This window comes from Candidatus Sulfotelmatobacter sp. (genome assembly GCA_036500765.1).
Classification (GTDB): domain Bacteria; phylum Acidobacteriota; class Terriglobia; order Terriglobales; family Acidobacteriaceae; genus Sulfotelmatobacter.
The window spans coordinates 58,012-72,052 of the sequence record DASYBM010000011.1; the positions used below are offsets into that span (position 1 = coordinate 58,012).

The 14,041-nt window shown below is 61.1% G+C and carries 17 protein-coding genes; 3 read left to right on the top strand and 14 right to left on the bottom strand.

From position 1 onward, the window contains the following. Position 1: 1 nt before the first annotated feature. The 4 genes from VGM18_13775 to fliP form a co-directional block, all read right to left on the bottom strand. A complete protein-coding gene (locus VGM18_13775; protein ID HEY3974071.1) occupies positions 2-1,084 on the bottom strand; it encodes an EscU/YscU/HrcU family type III secretion system export apparatus switch protein in 1,083 nt (360 codons plus the stop codon). Positions 1,085-1,112: 28 nt separating this feature from the next. Continuing rightward, a complete protein-coding gene (gene fliR, locus VGM18_13780; protein HEY3974072.1) occupies positions 1,113-1,883 on the bottom strand; it encodes a flagellar biosynthetic protein FliR in 771 nt (256 codons plus the stop codon). Between the two features lie 97 nt (positions 1,884-1,980). Further along, positions 1,981-2,250, bottom strand: coding sequence for a flagellar biosynthetic protein FliQ (locus VGM18_13785; protein HEY3974073.1), 270 nt, complete (start codon positions 2,248-2,250; stop codon positions 1,981-1,983). 75 nt (positions 2,251-2,325) lie between these two features. Beyond that, on the bottom strand, positions 2,326-3,105 hold the full coding sequence (gene fliP, locus VGM18_13790) for a flagellar type III secretion system pore protein FliP (GenBank protein ID HEY3974074.1): 780 nt from the start codon (positions 3,103-3,105) through the stop codon (positions 2,326-2,328). Positions 3,106-3,149: 44 nt separating this feature from the next. Here fliP and VGM18_13795 point away from each other — a divergent pair, with 44 nt between their 5' ends. Continuing rightward, positions 3,150-3,320 (top strand): hypothetical protein, encoded by a 171-nt coding sequence (locus VGM18_13795; protein ID HEY3974075.1) that lies wholly within the window; start codon positions 3,150-3,152, stop codon positions 3,318-3,320. 107 nt (positions 3,321-3,427) lie between these two features. On the opposite strand, the gene VGM18_13800 is transcribed toward VGM18_13795, so the two are convergent. The 5 genes from VGM18_13800 to VGM18_13820 all read right to left on the bottom strand — a co-directional run bounded on the left by VGM18_13800 (position 3,428) and on the right by VGM18_13820 (position 7,805). Beyond that, entirely contained in the window at positions 3,428-3,733 is a 306-nt protein-coding gene (locus VGM18_13800) for a FliM/FliN family flagellar motor C-terminal domain-containing protein (GenBank protein HEY3974076.1), read from the bottom strand. 40 nt (positions 3,734-3,773) lie between these two features. Next, the gene (locus VGM18_13805; GenBank protein ID HEY3974077.1) at positions 3,774-4,265 is read right to left on the bottom strand and encodes a flagellar basal body-associated FliL family protein; all 492 of its coding nucleotides are present in this window, start codon (positions 4,263-4,265) and stop codon (positions 3,774-3,776) included. A 297-nt stretch (positions 4,266-4,562) separates the two neighbouring features. Beyond that, complete coding sequence (locus tag VGM18_13810; protein HEY3974078.1) at positions 4,563-5,801, bottom strand: flagellar hook protein FlgE; 1,239 nt, start codon at positions 5,799-5,801, stop codon at positions 4,563-4,565. Next, entirely contained in the window at positions 5,802-6,239 is a 438-nt protein-coding gene (locus tag VGM18_13815) for a flagellar hook capping FlgD N-terminal domain-containing protein (protein ID HEY3974079.1), read from the bottom strand. It lies immediately after the preceding gene. 15 nt (positions 6,240-6,254) lie between these two features. Then, positions 6,255-7,805, bottom strand: a complete 1,551-nt coding sequence (locus VGM18_13820) for a flagellar hook-length control protein FliK (GenBank protein ID HEY3974080.1) — start codon at positions 7,803-7,805, stop codon at positions 6,255-6,257. Between the two features lie 97 nt (positions 7,806-7,902). Here VGM18_13820 and VGM18_13825 point away from each other — a divergent pair, with 97 nt between their 5' ends. Then, a complete protein-coding gene (locus VGM18_13825; GenBank protein ID HEY3974081.1) occupies positions 7,903-8,244 on the top strand; it encodes a hypothetical protein in 342 nt (113 codons plus the stop codon). A gap of 39 nt (positions 8,245-8,283) precedes the next feature. After that, a complete protein-coding gene (locus VGM18_13830) occupies positions 8,284-8,526 on the top strand; it encodes a hypothetical protein (GenBank protein ID HEY3974082.1) in 243 nt (80 codons plus the stop codon). 277 nt (positions 8,527-8,803) lie between these two features. Here VGM18_13830 and fliJ read toward each other — a convergent pair whose 3' ends face one another. From fliJ to fliF, 5 genes are read right to left on the bottom strand one after another with little or no spacing between them, the layout of a single operon-like run. Then, complete coding sequence (gene fliJ / locus VGM18_13835) at positions 8,804-9,265, bottom strand: flagellar export protein FliJ (GenBank protein ID HEY3974083.1); 462 nt, start codon at positions 9,263-9,265, stop codon at positions 8,804-8,806. A 59-nt stretch (positions 9,266-9,324) separates the two neighbouring features. Then, positions 9,325-10,638 carry a FliI/YscN family ATPase gene (locus VGM18_13840; GenBank protein ID HEY3974084.1) on the bottom strand — a complete coding sequence of 438 codons (1,314 nt, stop codon included), beginning with the start codon at positions 10,636-10,638 and terminating at the stop codon, positions 9,325-9,327. Then, positions 10,635-11,273, bottom strand: a complete 639-nt coding sequence (locus VGM18_13845) for a FliH/SctL family protein (protein ID HEY3974085.1) — start codon at positions 11,271-11,273, stop codon at positions 10,635-10,637. The genes VGM18_13840 and VGM18_13845 overlap by 4 nt, the downstream gene beginning before the upstream one ends. After that, positions 11,257-12,291, bottom strand: coding sequence for a flagellar motor switch protein FliG (fliG, locus tag VGM18_13850; protein ID HEY3974086.1), 1,035 nt, complete (start codon positions 12,289-12,291; stop codon positions 11,257-11,259). The genes VGM18_13845 and fliG overlap by 17 nt, the downstream gene beginning before the upstream one ends. Continuing rightward, positions 12,288-14,015 carry a flagellar basal-body MS-ring/collar protein FliF gene (fliF, locus tag VGM18_13855; protein ID HEY3974087.1) on the bottom strand — a complete coding sequence of 576 codons (1,728 nt, stop codon included), beginning with the start codon at positions 14,013-14,015 and terminating at the stop codon, positions 12,288-12,290. The genes fliG and fliF overlap by 4 nt, the downstream gene beginning before the upstream one ends. Between the last annotated feature and the right edge of the window lie 26 nt (positions 14,016-14,041).

Consider the following 14,041-nt stretch of genomic DNA (forward strand, 5'->3'; position numbering starts at 1 on the left):
CTTAGTTCCTCCCCCCCGCCGCTCCGGCGGCTTGCGCAACATGCGCCGCCCGCGCCTGCGCCCGCCAGATCGCCGCCAGAATCTCGGCAACCACGGCGTAGAGCTTGGGTGGAATGGCCTGTCCGATTTCGACCACGCGGTAGAGGGCGTGGGCCAGCGGAGGGTTTTCAACCAGAGGAATGCCATGCCAAAGCGCGATCTCGCGAATCTGTGCCGCCAGCAGGTTGCGTCCTTTTGCGATAACGACGGGAGCTTCCATCTCCATGCGGAATTCGAGCGCGATGGCGAACTCGGTGGGGTTGGTAATGACCACGGCGGCGCGTTCGACGTCTTTCAGCATGCGGCGGCGGCGCGCCTGGCGCTGCAGGCGTCGCACGCGCATCTTGACCGCCGGATTGCCTTCGGTCTCTTTGAATTCGTCGCGCATCTCCTGCTTGCTCATCTTGAGCTGGTTCTCGTGCCGCCAGCGCTCGAGAAAGTAATCGGCGGCCGACCACACCAGAAGAATCAGCGCGCCTTTCCACGCTAGTTCGAACATGCGGCTCAGGGTGAAAGCGAGGAGGCCGCTGGGGCTGCCATGTAAAAGCGCGGGCAGGCGAGTCCAATCGCGCGCCAGCAGGCTGACGGCAACATAGACGATGACACCAGCGGGCAGCAGCGCCTTCAGAAGATGGCTGACCGCGCTCAGGGAAAATAGTTGCCCGAGACGGGAGGCGGGACTGAGACGACTGAGATTGGGAGCGAGCGCCTTCGGAGCAAATACGAGGCCACCCTGCGCTACTCCCCCAAGAGTTGCGATCATCCAGCTGATGCTGGCAGCCAGAGCGACGCCGGCGAAGATCGAGAAATGGTTGCGCCAGACCGGCAGCAGTTGATCGGGATGCGTGGCGGCCGAGTCCAACTCCTGACGCAGCAGTCCGCGCCAGTCGGTGGCGAAGGTGGGTAGCTGCCAGGCCAGGAGCACCACTGCGGTCATGGTCCCGAGGCCTGCGACCAGATCGCGGCTGCGGGCAACTTGCCCTTCCTCGCGGGCTTTCTGCCGCCGCCGCGGTGTGGCTTTCTCGGTTTTGTTCTGGTCGGGCATGAATTTCGTTTCTGCGGGTGGTGCTGGTTTATCGAATTAAGTGCAGCAGCCTTTCTCCAGCGGCGATCGATTCGGCGAAACGCTCGGAAAAACTCTGCGGCCAGTAGGCGATCACGCCGATCAGCAGGGTTAGGCCGAGCAGGTTCTTCACCGCCAGTCCGATGAACAGGACCGGGAGTTGCGGAGAAGCTTTCCCGAGAAATCCCAGGCCGACATCGGCCACCAGCGTGGCGGCGAGCACGGGCGCGGCGATCTGCACTCCCACCAGAAAAATTCCTGCGGCAGCATGCAGCAGGCCGGTAGCCGCGGCGAAGGTGGCGGGAGCGGCACCTGCGGGGAGATAAGCGAAGCTGTTCACCACTCCGCGCAGCAGCCAGTGGTGCACATTCAACTGGAGAAAGATCAGCAGCGCGGCCAGGCGATGGAACTCGGCCAGCACCGGCGTGTCGGCGTTGGTCTGCGGATCGAAGAGTGTGGCCAGCGAATATCCCATTTGAACGCCGAGGATCTGGCCGGCCATCAGCGGCGCTTCCATCATGAAGTTCGCAGTCATGCCGAGGACCAGTCCGATCAGGACTTCGCTCAATGCAATCCCAACCCACTGCCAGGAAGCCAGATCGAGCTGCACAGGCCCGTGTAGCGGGTAGAGTAGCGCGGTCACGAGCAGTGTGAGCGAGGCCTTCAGCGGCACAGGAATGGCGTTGCTGCCGAGAAACGGGCAGTACACCATCAGCCCGGAAACCCGCGCCCCAATGAACACCGCGGCGGCCAGCAACCGATCGAGATGCAAAGCGTCCATAAACCTTCCTGGTCTTCCTACTGTTGACCTGGTCTTACTTTGTTCGGTTGACGAAGTTGGGAGCCGGAAACAATCCGTTTTTGAGTCATCGGGCCCCTCACTGCAAAAATGGCCGGAAATCGGAAAACATGTGCAGAGTGAATGCCGTAAGGCGATGCGCCATCCACGGCATCAGAAAAATAGTGGCGATGGCCACGGCAAACAGCCGGGGCACGGTCGAGACCGTGGTCTCCTGGAGAGAGGTCAGGACCTGCACAACGTTGATCGTTAATCCCACGGCCGTCGCCACCAGCAGCAGAGGCGCGCCCATCCACATTGCCGTCTCCAGGGTCTGCCGCATTACGGCGATTACGCTTTCCGAACCCATTGCCATCCTCCTCATAGAAATCCGCAGATCGGAATCCGCAAATTAACGAATCCGACATCCCGTACCCCGCGAGCCTCAGGCAAAACTCTTCATCAGCGAACCCACCAGCAGGTTCCAACCATCGACCATGACGAACAGCATGATCTTCAGCGGAGTCGAAATCACCACCGGAGGCAACTGCAGCATGCCGATCGAGGTCGTTACCGCCGCCACCACCAGATCGATCACCAGGAAGGGCAGAAACAATGCCGCGCCAATCTGAAAGCCGGTCTTTAGCTCGGAAAGAATGTAAGCCGGCACCACGACGCGCATGGGGACATCTTCCGGCCGCGCCGGGCGCGGCGCCTGGGCCAGTTCGAGAAACAGCGCCAGATCTTTTTCGCGGGCGTACTTCAACATGAAATGGCGCAGCGGAGGCGCGCCTTGTTCAATGGCCGCCCAGACATCGATCTGGCCGCGCTCGAAGGGCACCACCGCCTCCTGGTAAATGGCCGCGCCGACGGGCTGCATCAGAAAGTAAGTCAGCACCAGCGACAGTCCAATCAGGGTCTGGTTGCTCGGCGCGGTCTGCGTGCCCAGAGCCTGGCGCAGGAAGTGAAAGACCACGAGCAGCCGGGCAAATGGAGTCAAGGCCACCACCAGCGCAGGCAGCAAAGTCAGCAGCGTCAGCAGAACGACGATGTTCCAGGGAACCGACCCGCCCGCTCCCGCGGGCCCGCTCCAGTTGAGCCCCGCCGCATGCTGCGGTCGCGCCCCGGCCCATGCCAGGGCGGTGGGCAGACATAGCAGTGCGATGGCAAGAGACCAGCTTCGGCGTAAGCGAAGTCGGCTTGGGAAAAACCGGAACCGATTCAATGCTGTTCCTCCTGGGGGATTTCGGCTGCGCTCGCGGGAGCGGTATGATTGTCTTCAGCGCTGCCCAGCCTCGCGAGCAGTACCAGCGAAGCCGCGGTCCCTCCCACCAGGAAGCGCAAGCGCTCGAACTCGACGACCGCCACGAAACGACGTTCGCCGAGCGGCAGGCTTTCGCACAGACGCAGCCGACGCGGCCGTCGGCGCCCGACGTGTAGAATGCGCGCCCAAAAACTGCGCAGCGGCCGCCACCGATCCCCCGGTTGTCTCCTTACTTCTTCGACTTCTTCGGGCAAGGGAACTTCTCGCAAGATGGTTTTGCTGGTCATACCAGTTCCGTGAGCCGCACCGCCAATTTGCCGCCGGCGCCTTCGAACTCCGCCCAGGCGATGAGAGTTCCATTGACCCGCAGCGGAACGTCATGCGCCAGCCGCCAGTTCGTCCCCACCACCGAGTCCACGCGCAGAGCCAGAAAATCTGCCACCTTGAAATTGGGCAAGGGCAGATCGACCGTAAGCAGGCACTCTAAGCCGAGCACCGGACGCCAGCAAAGTTCATCGATTTCAGCGACGGCCACCCGGATCGGGGACGGTGCGGATGGGGACAGAGCCTGGGCGGCAGCGGTCGACATGGTTTCCTTCCTGGTTTCGTTGTTCTGGGTTTCCAAGACTTCAACGCTGGATCAGAAATTCGGTGAAATAGATTTCTTCCACTCCGAGTTGCGGAACTCTTTCCTGCACGGCGTGCAGCAGATCTTCCTTCAATTTCTTCTTGCCTTCGACGGTCATCAGATCGCTGAGCTTGGCCTGGCCGAGCACGCTGAGGATGACGTCGCGGACCTGAGCCACCGGCGCTTGCGCTTCATGCTTTGCATCCTGATTCAGCCCGAGATCGATGCCGACCCGCAGATAGGAGCGCTGGTCGGGATCGGCGAGATTCAGGACGAACGTCTCCAAATGAAGCGTCGACCGAATTCGCGACGCTTCGCCGGTTGCCGCGTCGCTTCCACGGTTACCCCAAAACCAGATGACGACTCCGGCCACGATCACGATGGGGATAACCGCGACCACCCAGCGGCTTCCGCCCGAGCGTGAATTCTTAGATTTCTTTTCTCCCTCCGGCATGAACTTTGGAAAAGCAATCGAGAGTCCGTAAGGGAGCACGAAAGGGAGCGCTTGTGAATTTTCGTTCGCAGGCGGCCTAACGTCGTGGAATCAACATCTGCGCGAACTCAGCGACGGTGTCGATGGCAACAGGGCCTAACGTCGGCTCAGGCATGAGCGCCAATCCTCTCGATTCTCATGTGTCGGCGATAAGAAATGGCCGCGGGCCCCGCGAGTGACGGAATTCCGGAAACCGCGGCTGAGGACTTCTTCATCTTTGTTGTTTAATTTTTATTTAATTTTCCAGTCTTTAGTTTTTAGTCTTCATCTTTCAGTCTTCGGGGTACAGGCGGCGACTTATTGTTTCAGCGCAATCGTATCCTGAGTGATCTGATCGAAGGTGGTCACGGCTTTGGCATCCGCTTCAAAGCCGCGCTGCGCGACGATCAGGTTGGCGAACTCGGTGGCAATATCGACATTCGACAACTCGAGAGCGCCGCCCGAAATGGTTCCCAAGCCGCCGGTGCCGGGCACACCGTTCACCGCCGCTCCGGAGGCCAGCGTGGGACTGTAATCGGTGCTGCCGTCAAGTTGTAGGCCGTCGGGATTGGCGAAGTTTGCCAGTGCCAGTTCGCCCAGAGCCTCCGTCTTGCCATTGCTGAATGAACCGCTGATGGTGCCATCGGGGCCAATGCTGAAACTTACCAGCGAACCGCTGCTGGCCCCGTCCTGACTGATCGCGGAGGTGCTGCTGGGAGCGGCGACCTGAGTTAACAGGGGAGTTCCGCCGTTGTATAAGTCCCAGGTAAAGTTGAGATTCGCCGCGCCATCCGCCAAGCCGGTAGCGGTAATTCCCGTTACATTGGCGGCGGGCAGGGTCAAGTTGCCATTGCTGTCGAAGGTCAGGTTCCCGGAGCTGAGCACGACCGGGTTCCCGGTTTGCCCTACGTCCGCTGCAGGAATGCTGATGTTATAGCTCCAAGTTCCCGGTCCTGTGTTGGTGTAGGTAAAGGTAAGAGTATGGCTGGCTCCGAGAGAGTCATATACGTTGACCGGCGTCGAGAAGGTATCGCCCACATTGGCGGCGCCGTTCAAGTTGGTCGTCAACTGAACGTTGGCCGTGGCAGCCGGCGGACTGATGGTGCCGGTGCCCAACTGGAGGGGGCCGATCCCGGCACCGGTATTGACGACTCCATTCACGGCGGGATAACCCAATACCTGCTGTCCGCTCGAAGTCACCAGGTTGTTGCTGGCGTCGAGCGAGAAATCGCCGGCGCGGGTGTAGCTGAGAGCGCCGCTGCTGTTCTGGACCACGAAAAAGCCCGAGCCTTGAATGGCTACATCGGTCGGCACGCCGGTGCTTTCGACGCTGCCTTGGGTGAACAACCCAGGCATCGCCGCTACCTGGGTGCCAGCCCCCACCTGGATGGGATCTCCCGATCCGGTCGTGCCCAGGTTTTGATAAAACAAGTCGCTGAACTGTACGGTCGTGTCTTTGTAGCCGGTCGTGTTCTGGTTGGAAAGGTTATTGGCAATGGCCGACAGGGCGGTGGATTCCGCCGTCAGGCCGGAGAGGGGAATGGAAAAATTTGGCATTTAGAACACTCCTTGAATCTGGCGATTTAGAAATGAAGCCGGGGATGTCATGTTCTGTAGCGCAGCCTGAGCCGCCGCTGCGGCCGACGAAACCGCGGCCGGGACCGCTGCGGAAGTGGGAGTCGCCGGTGGCGCCGTGCTCCCGGTTGGGGGAGTCGTTGTTCCTGATGTACCCGAGCCAAGATACTGTTGCATCATTTGATCGATTTGCGTGACTTCGCTGAGTTCGCTGAACTGGGCAAGTTGGCCGACGAACTGGCTTGGGTCCATCGGACTGGTGGGGTCCTGATTCTGCAATTGCGCCACCAGCAATTGGAGAAACATCGTGTCCAGTCCCTGCGAGGTAGGGAGTCCGGAATTGGCGCCGGTGCCAGGCGTGGTGGGCGCAGTTGGCGTCGTGGCGGCGGGTCGGGGAAACATCGAAGTTGGCGTAATCACAATTTTCTCCTTCGCTTAGGCAAGAATGCTGAGACTGCCGGTCACAGACATTTCTGACATTTGGCTCGGTTCGATTTCGCGCGCGTCTTCTATGGGAAGCCCATACGAAGGATTCCCAGGCGCGGCGGGCCGAGCGAACGATCGCGGCTGCGAGTCTCCGCCGGATGACATCTGATTTGAGAATGCGAATCCCTGATGAAAATTCACCGGATTGAGCCGCAGACTTTGTTGTTGCAGAGTGCTAGTAATGCCGGGAAGTTCGGCGGCCAGTAAAGAACGCAGATCGCCTTTTTCGCTGCCGATCAGGACTCCGACCTCGTTGGCATGAACCACGGTGCGGACCTCCACATTTCCGAAGGCCGCGGTGTTGAGCCCAATCCGCATTTCCGACTGCTCAGCTTTATTGACCATCTGCGCCATCTGAACCGGGCCGGACCCGGCATAGGGGGGCAGGTCTGCCGCAGTTGTTGCATTCGAGGGCAAGTCCGAAGCCGCCGGACTGCTGCTGTCCGGTTTGTGGGTCGTACCAGAACTTGCGGGGGACTGGCCGGGTGGATTCGCCATCGCAGGTCCGGCGAGAGCGATCGCCGCCGGCTGAGGCGACGCTGGGGCCACTTCGCCGTTCAGAATTGAGACTGCGGTATTTGCTTTTTGGGCAGATGCGTCTAGCGTGTCGCTGGCGGATGTTCCCGGCTGGGAGGCGGCGGTGGTTCTTGTGGGTGCTGCCTGCGCCGCCAGGGCCGATGAGACAGCTCGGTTCAGACCGCTCGGCGCGGTGTCGTTCATTTCTGGGTAAGTGCTGTTCCGAGTTCCGGGATTCGCGCTCTCGAGTGGGGATCCGGGGGCTGCAAAGCTCGACATGGGGTTCGCTGCTTCAGGAGTAAAGAGTGTTTCGCGATATGGCGGCACATTCTGGAACGGTTGAAAGCCAAAATGAGAGAACGGATTGTTCCCAGTAAATCCGGCCAGGCTCGGCAGATTCTCTTTAATCACGGGAGTTTGCTTCGGGTCGGATGGTCCGGGAGAGGCCAGTTGAACTGATAATTGTTTCGTATGCGTTTGCGGCAGCGTCGAAGGAAGCAAAGCGGCGGGGATGGCGAGGAGAATGTGGGGATCGAGGTTTTCGAGAACTAAATTCGCCGAGGATTCCGCCTCTGGTACGTCGGAGATGGCCGGTGCCGCGGCGTCGGGGTTGCTGGATGCCGGAAGACTACCCGCCGCAGAGGCGCCCGGACCTTCCGTTTCGGCGGAAACAGATAGGCGCGCAACCAGTTCGTCGGGAAGGAGATTGGCGGCAGAAGGAATGGAAGAAAAAAGCTGGACAGAAAAAAGATCGGAGGGCAGAAGACCGCCCGAAGAAAGATCGCGAGAAAAAGAATCGGCAGAAAAAAGACCGGCGGAAAAAACATCCCTGCCGACAGGATCGCCCGAAGTTGAGGCGACTGAAACCGGAGGCGCTAAAACCGGAGGCGCTAAAACAAGATTGTTCGCAACGAGATTGCTTGAAGCAGGACTGCCCGGAACCAGATTATTTGAAATCAGGTTACCGGAAAAAGGATTGCTCAAACCAGGATCCGATGGCGCACAGGGCTCCGATGGATTCGGTACTGGAGCGGCCGGAGCGAATGTCGGAAAAGTTGTCCCTGGTTCTGAAAGGGGCGCAATGGCCGGAGAAATCGCGGATGTCTTAGTGGGGGCAAGCTCAGGCGTGGTGGGCATGACATTTTCAAGTGCGGGCGATCCCAGGATTGCTGGCGATCCTGGCAAGTCGCTGGTAAGCACCTCGTCGGGAAATTTCGTCGCCGCGCTCGACGGATACGGGTTGGCAGACGCAGGCAATGCGCTATTCGGAGACGCTGGAATCGAAGCTGGCTTTGCTGCCGGTCCGGTTGCCGAAAAGACCGCAGGCGAACTTGGGAAGGTTCCTTCCAAGCTCTGGTCGGATGGGTTGATAGCGAGGCCATCTCCGTCGACGTTGCCCCGCATAGGCGAGGAGAGTTGTTGAGCCGGCGCCTGCGATAAATCCAGCGTTGGAGTTATTGCAATGGGCGTAAGTGCCGGGACTGGCACAACGGAGCCGGAGCTGACCGGCGATGAAACCAGCGGAGGATTCTCTTCCGGAACCCTGGCGCCGCGTGAGTTCGCCGAAGCTGGCTTGACGCCTCGATTCGGCAGACCGGTAATACTGGGGATGGAGGAATTGGTCCTGGCAGGCTCTGCGGCCGGGGCAGGTTGTCGCGCCGAGAGCTGGGCAGCGTATATGACGGCAAATGTCTGCGAGCTTTGAGTTGGACCGGGCGCGCCCGGCAGGCCGGAAGCCCAGGCCGGTACGGCGCTGTTGGCGGCGACGGGTTGGATGGCGATGGTCACGAGGCGAATTGGAGTTGGTGTGTGAACTCCGTCGAGAAGGATGCATCTCACGCACCAACCTGAGAAAGCGTCGAGCGATGGCCGACGAAACGAGGAGCGGCAATGGAATCAAGTGATTCGGGATTGTGCCGATGGAGGCTGGGGACGAGTCCAGGCTTGCGCTCTGGGCAAGGGCTGCCCAGGCCCGGCAGATTCTAGCCACGGCGCAAGGCGGCTTGCCGCAAAAGAACTTGCCGGGAAAGAAAAAGCTCGTCGAGTTGCCGCTGTTCTCGCCGCGCCGCGTTGCGCTCGTATTCGCGCAACTGCCGATTGCGGAGACTTTCGATAGTTTCGCGCTCGCGCCGCGCTTGCTGGAAAATCTTCTGCTGCTGGTCTCTCAGATTTTGCCAGCGTAGGAGTTCGCGCTCGGCCTCCTGACGCTGCTGGAGAAGGGTTGCCACCCCGACAAGGGCAAAGCGCATTTCGGCCGAGGTGGTGCCGGCGCCCAGTTCCTGCGATTCGCGAATATGAATTTGCCGGATCCGCGAGTCGATCAGATCGACCAGGTGCCGTACTTTCGCGACTTGCTGATTGGCCGCGCGCAGACGCAACTCCTGCTGATGCTCGATGCTCTGCCGGAAGTGAAATACCGCCTGCAGTGAAAAATGAAAGGGCATGATCGTAACTCGTAAGCTCTCAACTCGTAAAATCCTAAACTTCGTAGAGTTCCCCGCTCTTAGCTGGGTAGAGCCAGCAGCCTGGCTACGCTGTCGGGCAGAGAGACGGTTTCTCCCGGCTTCTGCATGAGGAAGCGATGCAGTTCGGGAATCAGCGTCAATGCTTTGTCCAGCGTGGGATCTGTCCCTTTCTGATAGGCGCCAATGCGAATCAAATCTTCGGAGGCGGTGTACGCGGCCAGCAGCCGGCGCAACTCATGCGCCTTCTGGAGATGAGCTGGTGAGCAGACCGCCGACATCAAGCGGCTCACGCTGTCGAGCACCGCTATCGGCGGGTAGTGGCTGCGCACCGCGAGCTTGCGGTCGAGCATAACGTGACCATCGAGCAGGGCGCGCGCTCCATCGACGAGCGGATCCTGCTCATCGTCGCCTTCCATCAGAACGGTGTAGAAGGCGGTGATGCTTCCTGCGCCGAACTTTCCGGCACGCTCGATGAGCCGGGCCAGCATGGCAAAGCAGGAGGGAGTGTAGCCTTTAGCGGTGGGGGGCTCGCCGGCGGCTAATCCAATTTCGCGCTGAGCCATGGCCAGGCGGGTCAGGGAGTCGACGACGAGCAGGACGTTTTTGCTTTGCGCACAAAAATGTTCGGCGACGGCGGTCGCGGCCAGCGCGGCGCGGATGCGCAGTAAAGGAGATTGGTCCGAAGTCGAGACGATAACCACGGCGCGCTTGCGTCCTTCTTCTCCCAAAGAATTTTCGAGGAAGTCGCGCACTTCGCGTCCGCGCTCGCCGACCAGCCCGAGGACGGTGAGATCGGCACCGGTGTTGCGGGCCATCATGCCGATCAGCGTGCTTTTGCCTACGCCGCTGCCGCCGAAGATGCCGACGCGTTGGCCGCGGCCGCAGGTCAGGAACGCGTCGACGGCGCGGATGCCGCAGCTGATGGGTTCGCGAATCGAATGCCGCTCGAGCGGCAATGGCGCCGCGCCGTCCAGCGCGCGATACTCCCGGGCGCGATAAGGCCCGAGAGAATCGAGCGGCTGGCCGCGGCCGTCCAGCACGCGGCCCAGCATTTCTTCGCCCACACGTAGCGTGGCAGGTTCGCCCCAAGTGACGACCCGGTCGCCACGGCGTACGCCGCGCGGCAGGTCGAGCGGCATCGAGAGTACGGTCGATCCGCGGAAGCCGACAATTTCGCCGGGAAGCACGCGCCCGTTCGCGGAGTGGATGTGACAAATTTCCCCGACCGAACCGAATGGACCCTCCGACTCGACTAACGGCCCAATGACTTGCGTGACCCGCCCCTGCCAGCGCAGCGCGGAACAAGCATCGAGCCGGGCTTGGAAGGGAGCGAGGGACATGTCAGTAGTCATGAACAGGCTCCGGGACGGGCCGCCAGTAAGTCCATCAGTCCCTGTTCGATTTCTTTGAGCTGCACTTCGATGCCGACTACCGCGGTACCCATTGAAGTCTCTAGCACGCAGCTGTCGGGCGCTTGCGCCGGATCCTCGACGATCTGCGGCAGATCGGCCGGATCGAGGTGGGTCGAGAGATAGCGCCGCCACTCCGCCGAGTCCTGCGGATGGATGCGCAATGTGACCCCGGTTGCTCCATCGATTTTTTCGAGCGCCACGCGCACGATTCCGGCCAGCAGCAAGGGATCGAGCTGAGCTTCGCGATGCAGAATCTTGCCCGCAATGCTCAGCGCCAGTTGCACCACCTCAGCTTCGATCTTCTGAAAGTAGGCGCCGCGGTCGCGGGTAAACTGCGCCAGAGCGGCCGCGAGGCTGGCCCGTTCGCGTCCCAGGCGTTCTTCAAATATTTTGCCGGCTTCGGCCTGCTCCTCTTGCCGCGCGCGGGCGCGAATTTCGGCTTCGCGGGCGGCGAGGTCGGCGCCGTCCGGAGCCGTGCCGGCGGAAGTCGCTCCGAGGGGAATCGAGTCATAAGGAAACGCTTCCAGTTCGGGCATGGTTGGCGCGAGCAGCGCCGGGCTAGGCGACGAACTCATCGTCGGCCTCCGGACTCAGCGTTAGCTTGCCTTCCGCTTCCAGTTTCCTCGCCACCGCGACGGCTTCCAGCTGGGCCTTTTGAATCTCGCGCGATTTCACCGGGCCGAGAACGTCCATATCTTCCTTGAGCATTTCAACGGCGCGGGAAGACATCGATTTAAAAATGTAACTCTTTAATTCTTCGGAAGCGCCGCGCAACGCCGTGGCTAAAGTCTTCTTGTCGATTTGTCCCAGCAACTCGCGAATGCCGGTTTCAGGCACGGTCAGCAGATCTTCAAAGGTGAACATCAGGTTGCGAATCGAGAGCGCCAGCTTGGGATCGTCCTTCTCGATGCCTTCGAGAATAGTTTTCGCGACGGCGATGTCGAGCCGGTTCATGACATCGGCGACGCCGCGCAACCCAGCATAAGCGCGCCGGCTCTGTTCCCCGAGAGCCTCCAGGCGTTTGTTCAAAACGATGGAGACGCGCTGCGCCATCTCCGGCGAAAACTGCCGCAACTGGGCTAGCCGTCGGATCGCATCCGAGCGCAACTCTTCGGGCAGACGCATGAGCAACGTGGAAGCCTGTTTGGCTTCGAGATGGCCGAGGATCAGGGCGATGGTCTGCGGATGCTCGCCTTCGATGAACTGTGCCAGTTGCTGCGGATCGGCTTTACGCAGGGAATCGAGTTGGCCGGCGTTGATCTCCGCCGACAACGATACCTGCTGGATTAATTGCTTCGCGCCTTCCTCGCCAAAAGCCTTTACCAGCAGCTTGTTGGCATAGTCTTGTCCACCCTGCGCCAGGTAGTCCCCGGCCATGACGAGGCGTTCAAATTCCTCCAGGACTTTCAACGCAGTCTCGGCGTCGACGGCGCGAAGTCCGGCGATGCCCTCGCTGATCTGCTCGACCTCCGCCGGCCGCAGATGGCGATAGATCTGGCTGGCGGCCTCCTCGCCGAGCATCACCAGCAGAATCGCGGCCTTACGCACGCCCGGCGAGGAGATGGCCGACATCGCACTGGACGGAGCGGTCAACGCTTTTCCTCTTCCTGGACCCAGCCCTGGACCAGACGGCTGGCCGCTTCGGGTTCGGCCTTCACTTTTTCTGTGAGCAGGCGCTTCAGATGACTGGCGCGCTTTCCACCTTCTTCGACGGCGCCGGAGGCCCCGAGCGCCGCTCCGCCGGCCGCCGCGCCAACTTGCGGCGCAAGGCCTGCGGTCACGCGGCCCGGCAATTCACGGAAAGCGGCGAGAGCCTGCCTCTTTACCGGCCGCAGAACCAGCGAATAGATGACCAGAAACAACGCCGCGAGTCCGAGGTAGCGCAGTGCCCAAGCCCAAGGCTCGATCAAAAGCCGCCAGTGTTCGACCTTCGCGGGCGGCGCGGGCGCGGATTCCAGGGGAACTTCCTGGAACGACAAATTCTCGACCGCCAAAACGTCACCGCGCTGCGGGTTTACGCCGATCGCAGCCTGAGCCAGTTGTTCGATCTGCTTCATCTCGTCGACGGTGCGTTTGCGGCGAGTGGAGATGCGTTTGCCGGCCTGTTCGGTGGTTTCGACCGCATCGTCCACCAGCACCGCGGCGGCGATGCGATGGACTCGCCCGGGAGGTTCGACGCTGTGATGAACGACTTTGCTCACCGCAAACGTCGTGGCATCGGATTTTGAGTTCGATTGATCGGTACTTAGACGATCGGTACTTAGACGATCGGGACTCAGACGATCCGAAGTCAGAAGGCTGCCAGGCCCGGCATTGGGACCCCCGTTAGCGCCAGCGATCGTTGCCGTGCCCGCCGGCGCTGCCGCCGCAGGCACGTTGCTGGCCGTGCCTGGCACTCCGGCGGGCGCGCCGCCGATGGAATTTTCCTCGGAATGTTCCTGGGTCAGCGTCGCAGTGGCCTTCGGATCGAAGGTTTCCTGCGTGTCTTCACTCGTGCCCAGCTCGTATTCCACGTGTACGCTGGCGCGCACATGGTCGGCTCCGACAACTGGTTCAAGGGTGTGAACCAGCGTCTTGGCCAACTCCTCGTCGAGGCCGTAGGCGCGGCCGCCGATGCCGTCGCGAGTATGCAGCAGCGGGGTGTTGCTGTCGGCATCGACCACGGTCACATTCTCGGGACGCAGGCGGTCGACGGCGCTGGCGACCAGTTGCGGAATGGCCTGCTGCGCTTGTTCGGAGAGGCGACCGCCGCGCGTCTTCAGGATCACCGCGGCTTTGGCGTCGTGCTGCTGTTCGGTGAAAAGGGATTCCTGCGGCATCACCAGGTGCACGCGGACTGCTTCCACTTCGCTTAGGGTGGCGAGGGTGCGCTCCAGTTCGCCCTCGAGGGCGCGCTGGTAATTCACCTTCTCGGTGAAGTCCGAGCCGGCCCAGTTCGGGGTATCGAATAGCTCAAAGCCGAGGCGGGCGCTACGAGGCAATCCGGCGGCCGCGGTCTCAAGGCGGGCGGCGTCCAGTTTGTCTTCGGGGACCAGCAGAGTTCCGCCGTCGGGCGAGACCTGATGTGGAATGTTCTTCGCCGCCAGGCGGCTGGCGAGATTCTGCGCCTCCTCGGAGCGCAGTCCCGAATAGAGAGTGACATATTTCGGCTGTCCCAGCAGGGTCACGAAAATCCACAGCGTACCGCCGACCAGAGCGGCGCCGCCAACCAACAGCAGGCGCTGGTTCACGGTCAGCCCGCGGAAGAATTGTCCCAGGCGCTCCAGCGCATCGTTTCCAGAAGCTGCGCTTTTGGGTGGGGCTGCGCTGTTGGCCATTTCAATTACTCGCACTTTCAAGATTC

Excerpts from the sequence above, each read along its gene's own strand:
- fliJ (HEY3974083.1), bottom strand. The coding sequence starts at position 9,265 with ATGCCCTTTCATTTTTCACTGCAGGCGGTATTTCACTTCCGGCAGAGC.
- VGM18_13785 (HEY3974073.1), bottom strand. The coding sequence starts at position 2,250 with ATGGGTTCGGAAAGCGTAATCGCCGTAATGCGGCAGACCCTGGAGACG.
- VGM18_13795 (HEY3974075.1), top strand. The coding sequence starts at position 3,150 with ATGATTGTCTTCAGCGCTGCCCAGCCTCGCGAGCAGTACCAGCGAAGC.
- VGM18_13810 (HEY3974078.1), bottom strand. The coding sequence starts at position 5,801 with ATGCCAAATTTTTCCATTCCCCTCTCCGGCCTGACGGCGGAATCCACC.
- fliR (HEY3974072.1), bottom strand. The coding sequence starts at position 1,883 with ATGGACGCTTTGCATCTCGATCGGTTGCTGGCCGCCGCGGTGTTCATT.
- fliF (HEY3974087.1), bottom strand. The coding sequence starts at position 14,015 with ATGGCCAACAGCGCAGCCCCACCCAAAAGCGCAGCTTCTGGAAACGAT.
- VGM18_13830 (HEY3974082.1), top strand. The coding sequence starts at position 8,284 with ATGGGCGTAAGTGCCGGGACTGGCACAACGGAGCCGGAGCTGACCGGC.
- VGM18_13845 (HEY3974085.1), bottom strand. The coding sequence starts at position 11,273 with ATGAGTTCGTCGCCTAGCCCGGCGCTGCTCGCGCCAACCATGCCCGAA.
- VGM18_13840 (HEY3974084.1), bottom strand. The coding sequence starts at position 10,638 with ATGACTACTGACATGTCCCTCGCTCCCTTCCAAGCCCGGCTCGATGCT.
- VGM18_13825 (HEY3974081.1), top strand. The coding sequence starts at position 7,903 with ATGGCCGGAGAAATCGCGGATGTCTTAGTGGGGGCAAGCTCAGGCGTG.
- VGM18_13775 (HEY3974071.1), bottom strand. The coding sequence starts at position 1,084 with ATGCCCGACCAGAACAAAACCGAGAAAGCCACACCGCGGCGGCGGCAG.
- VGM18_13800 (HEY3974076.1), bottom strand. The coding sequence starts at position 3,733 with ATGTCGACCGCTGCCGCCCAGGCTCTGTCCCCATCCGCACCGTCCCCG.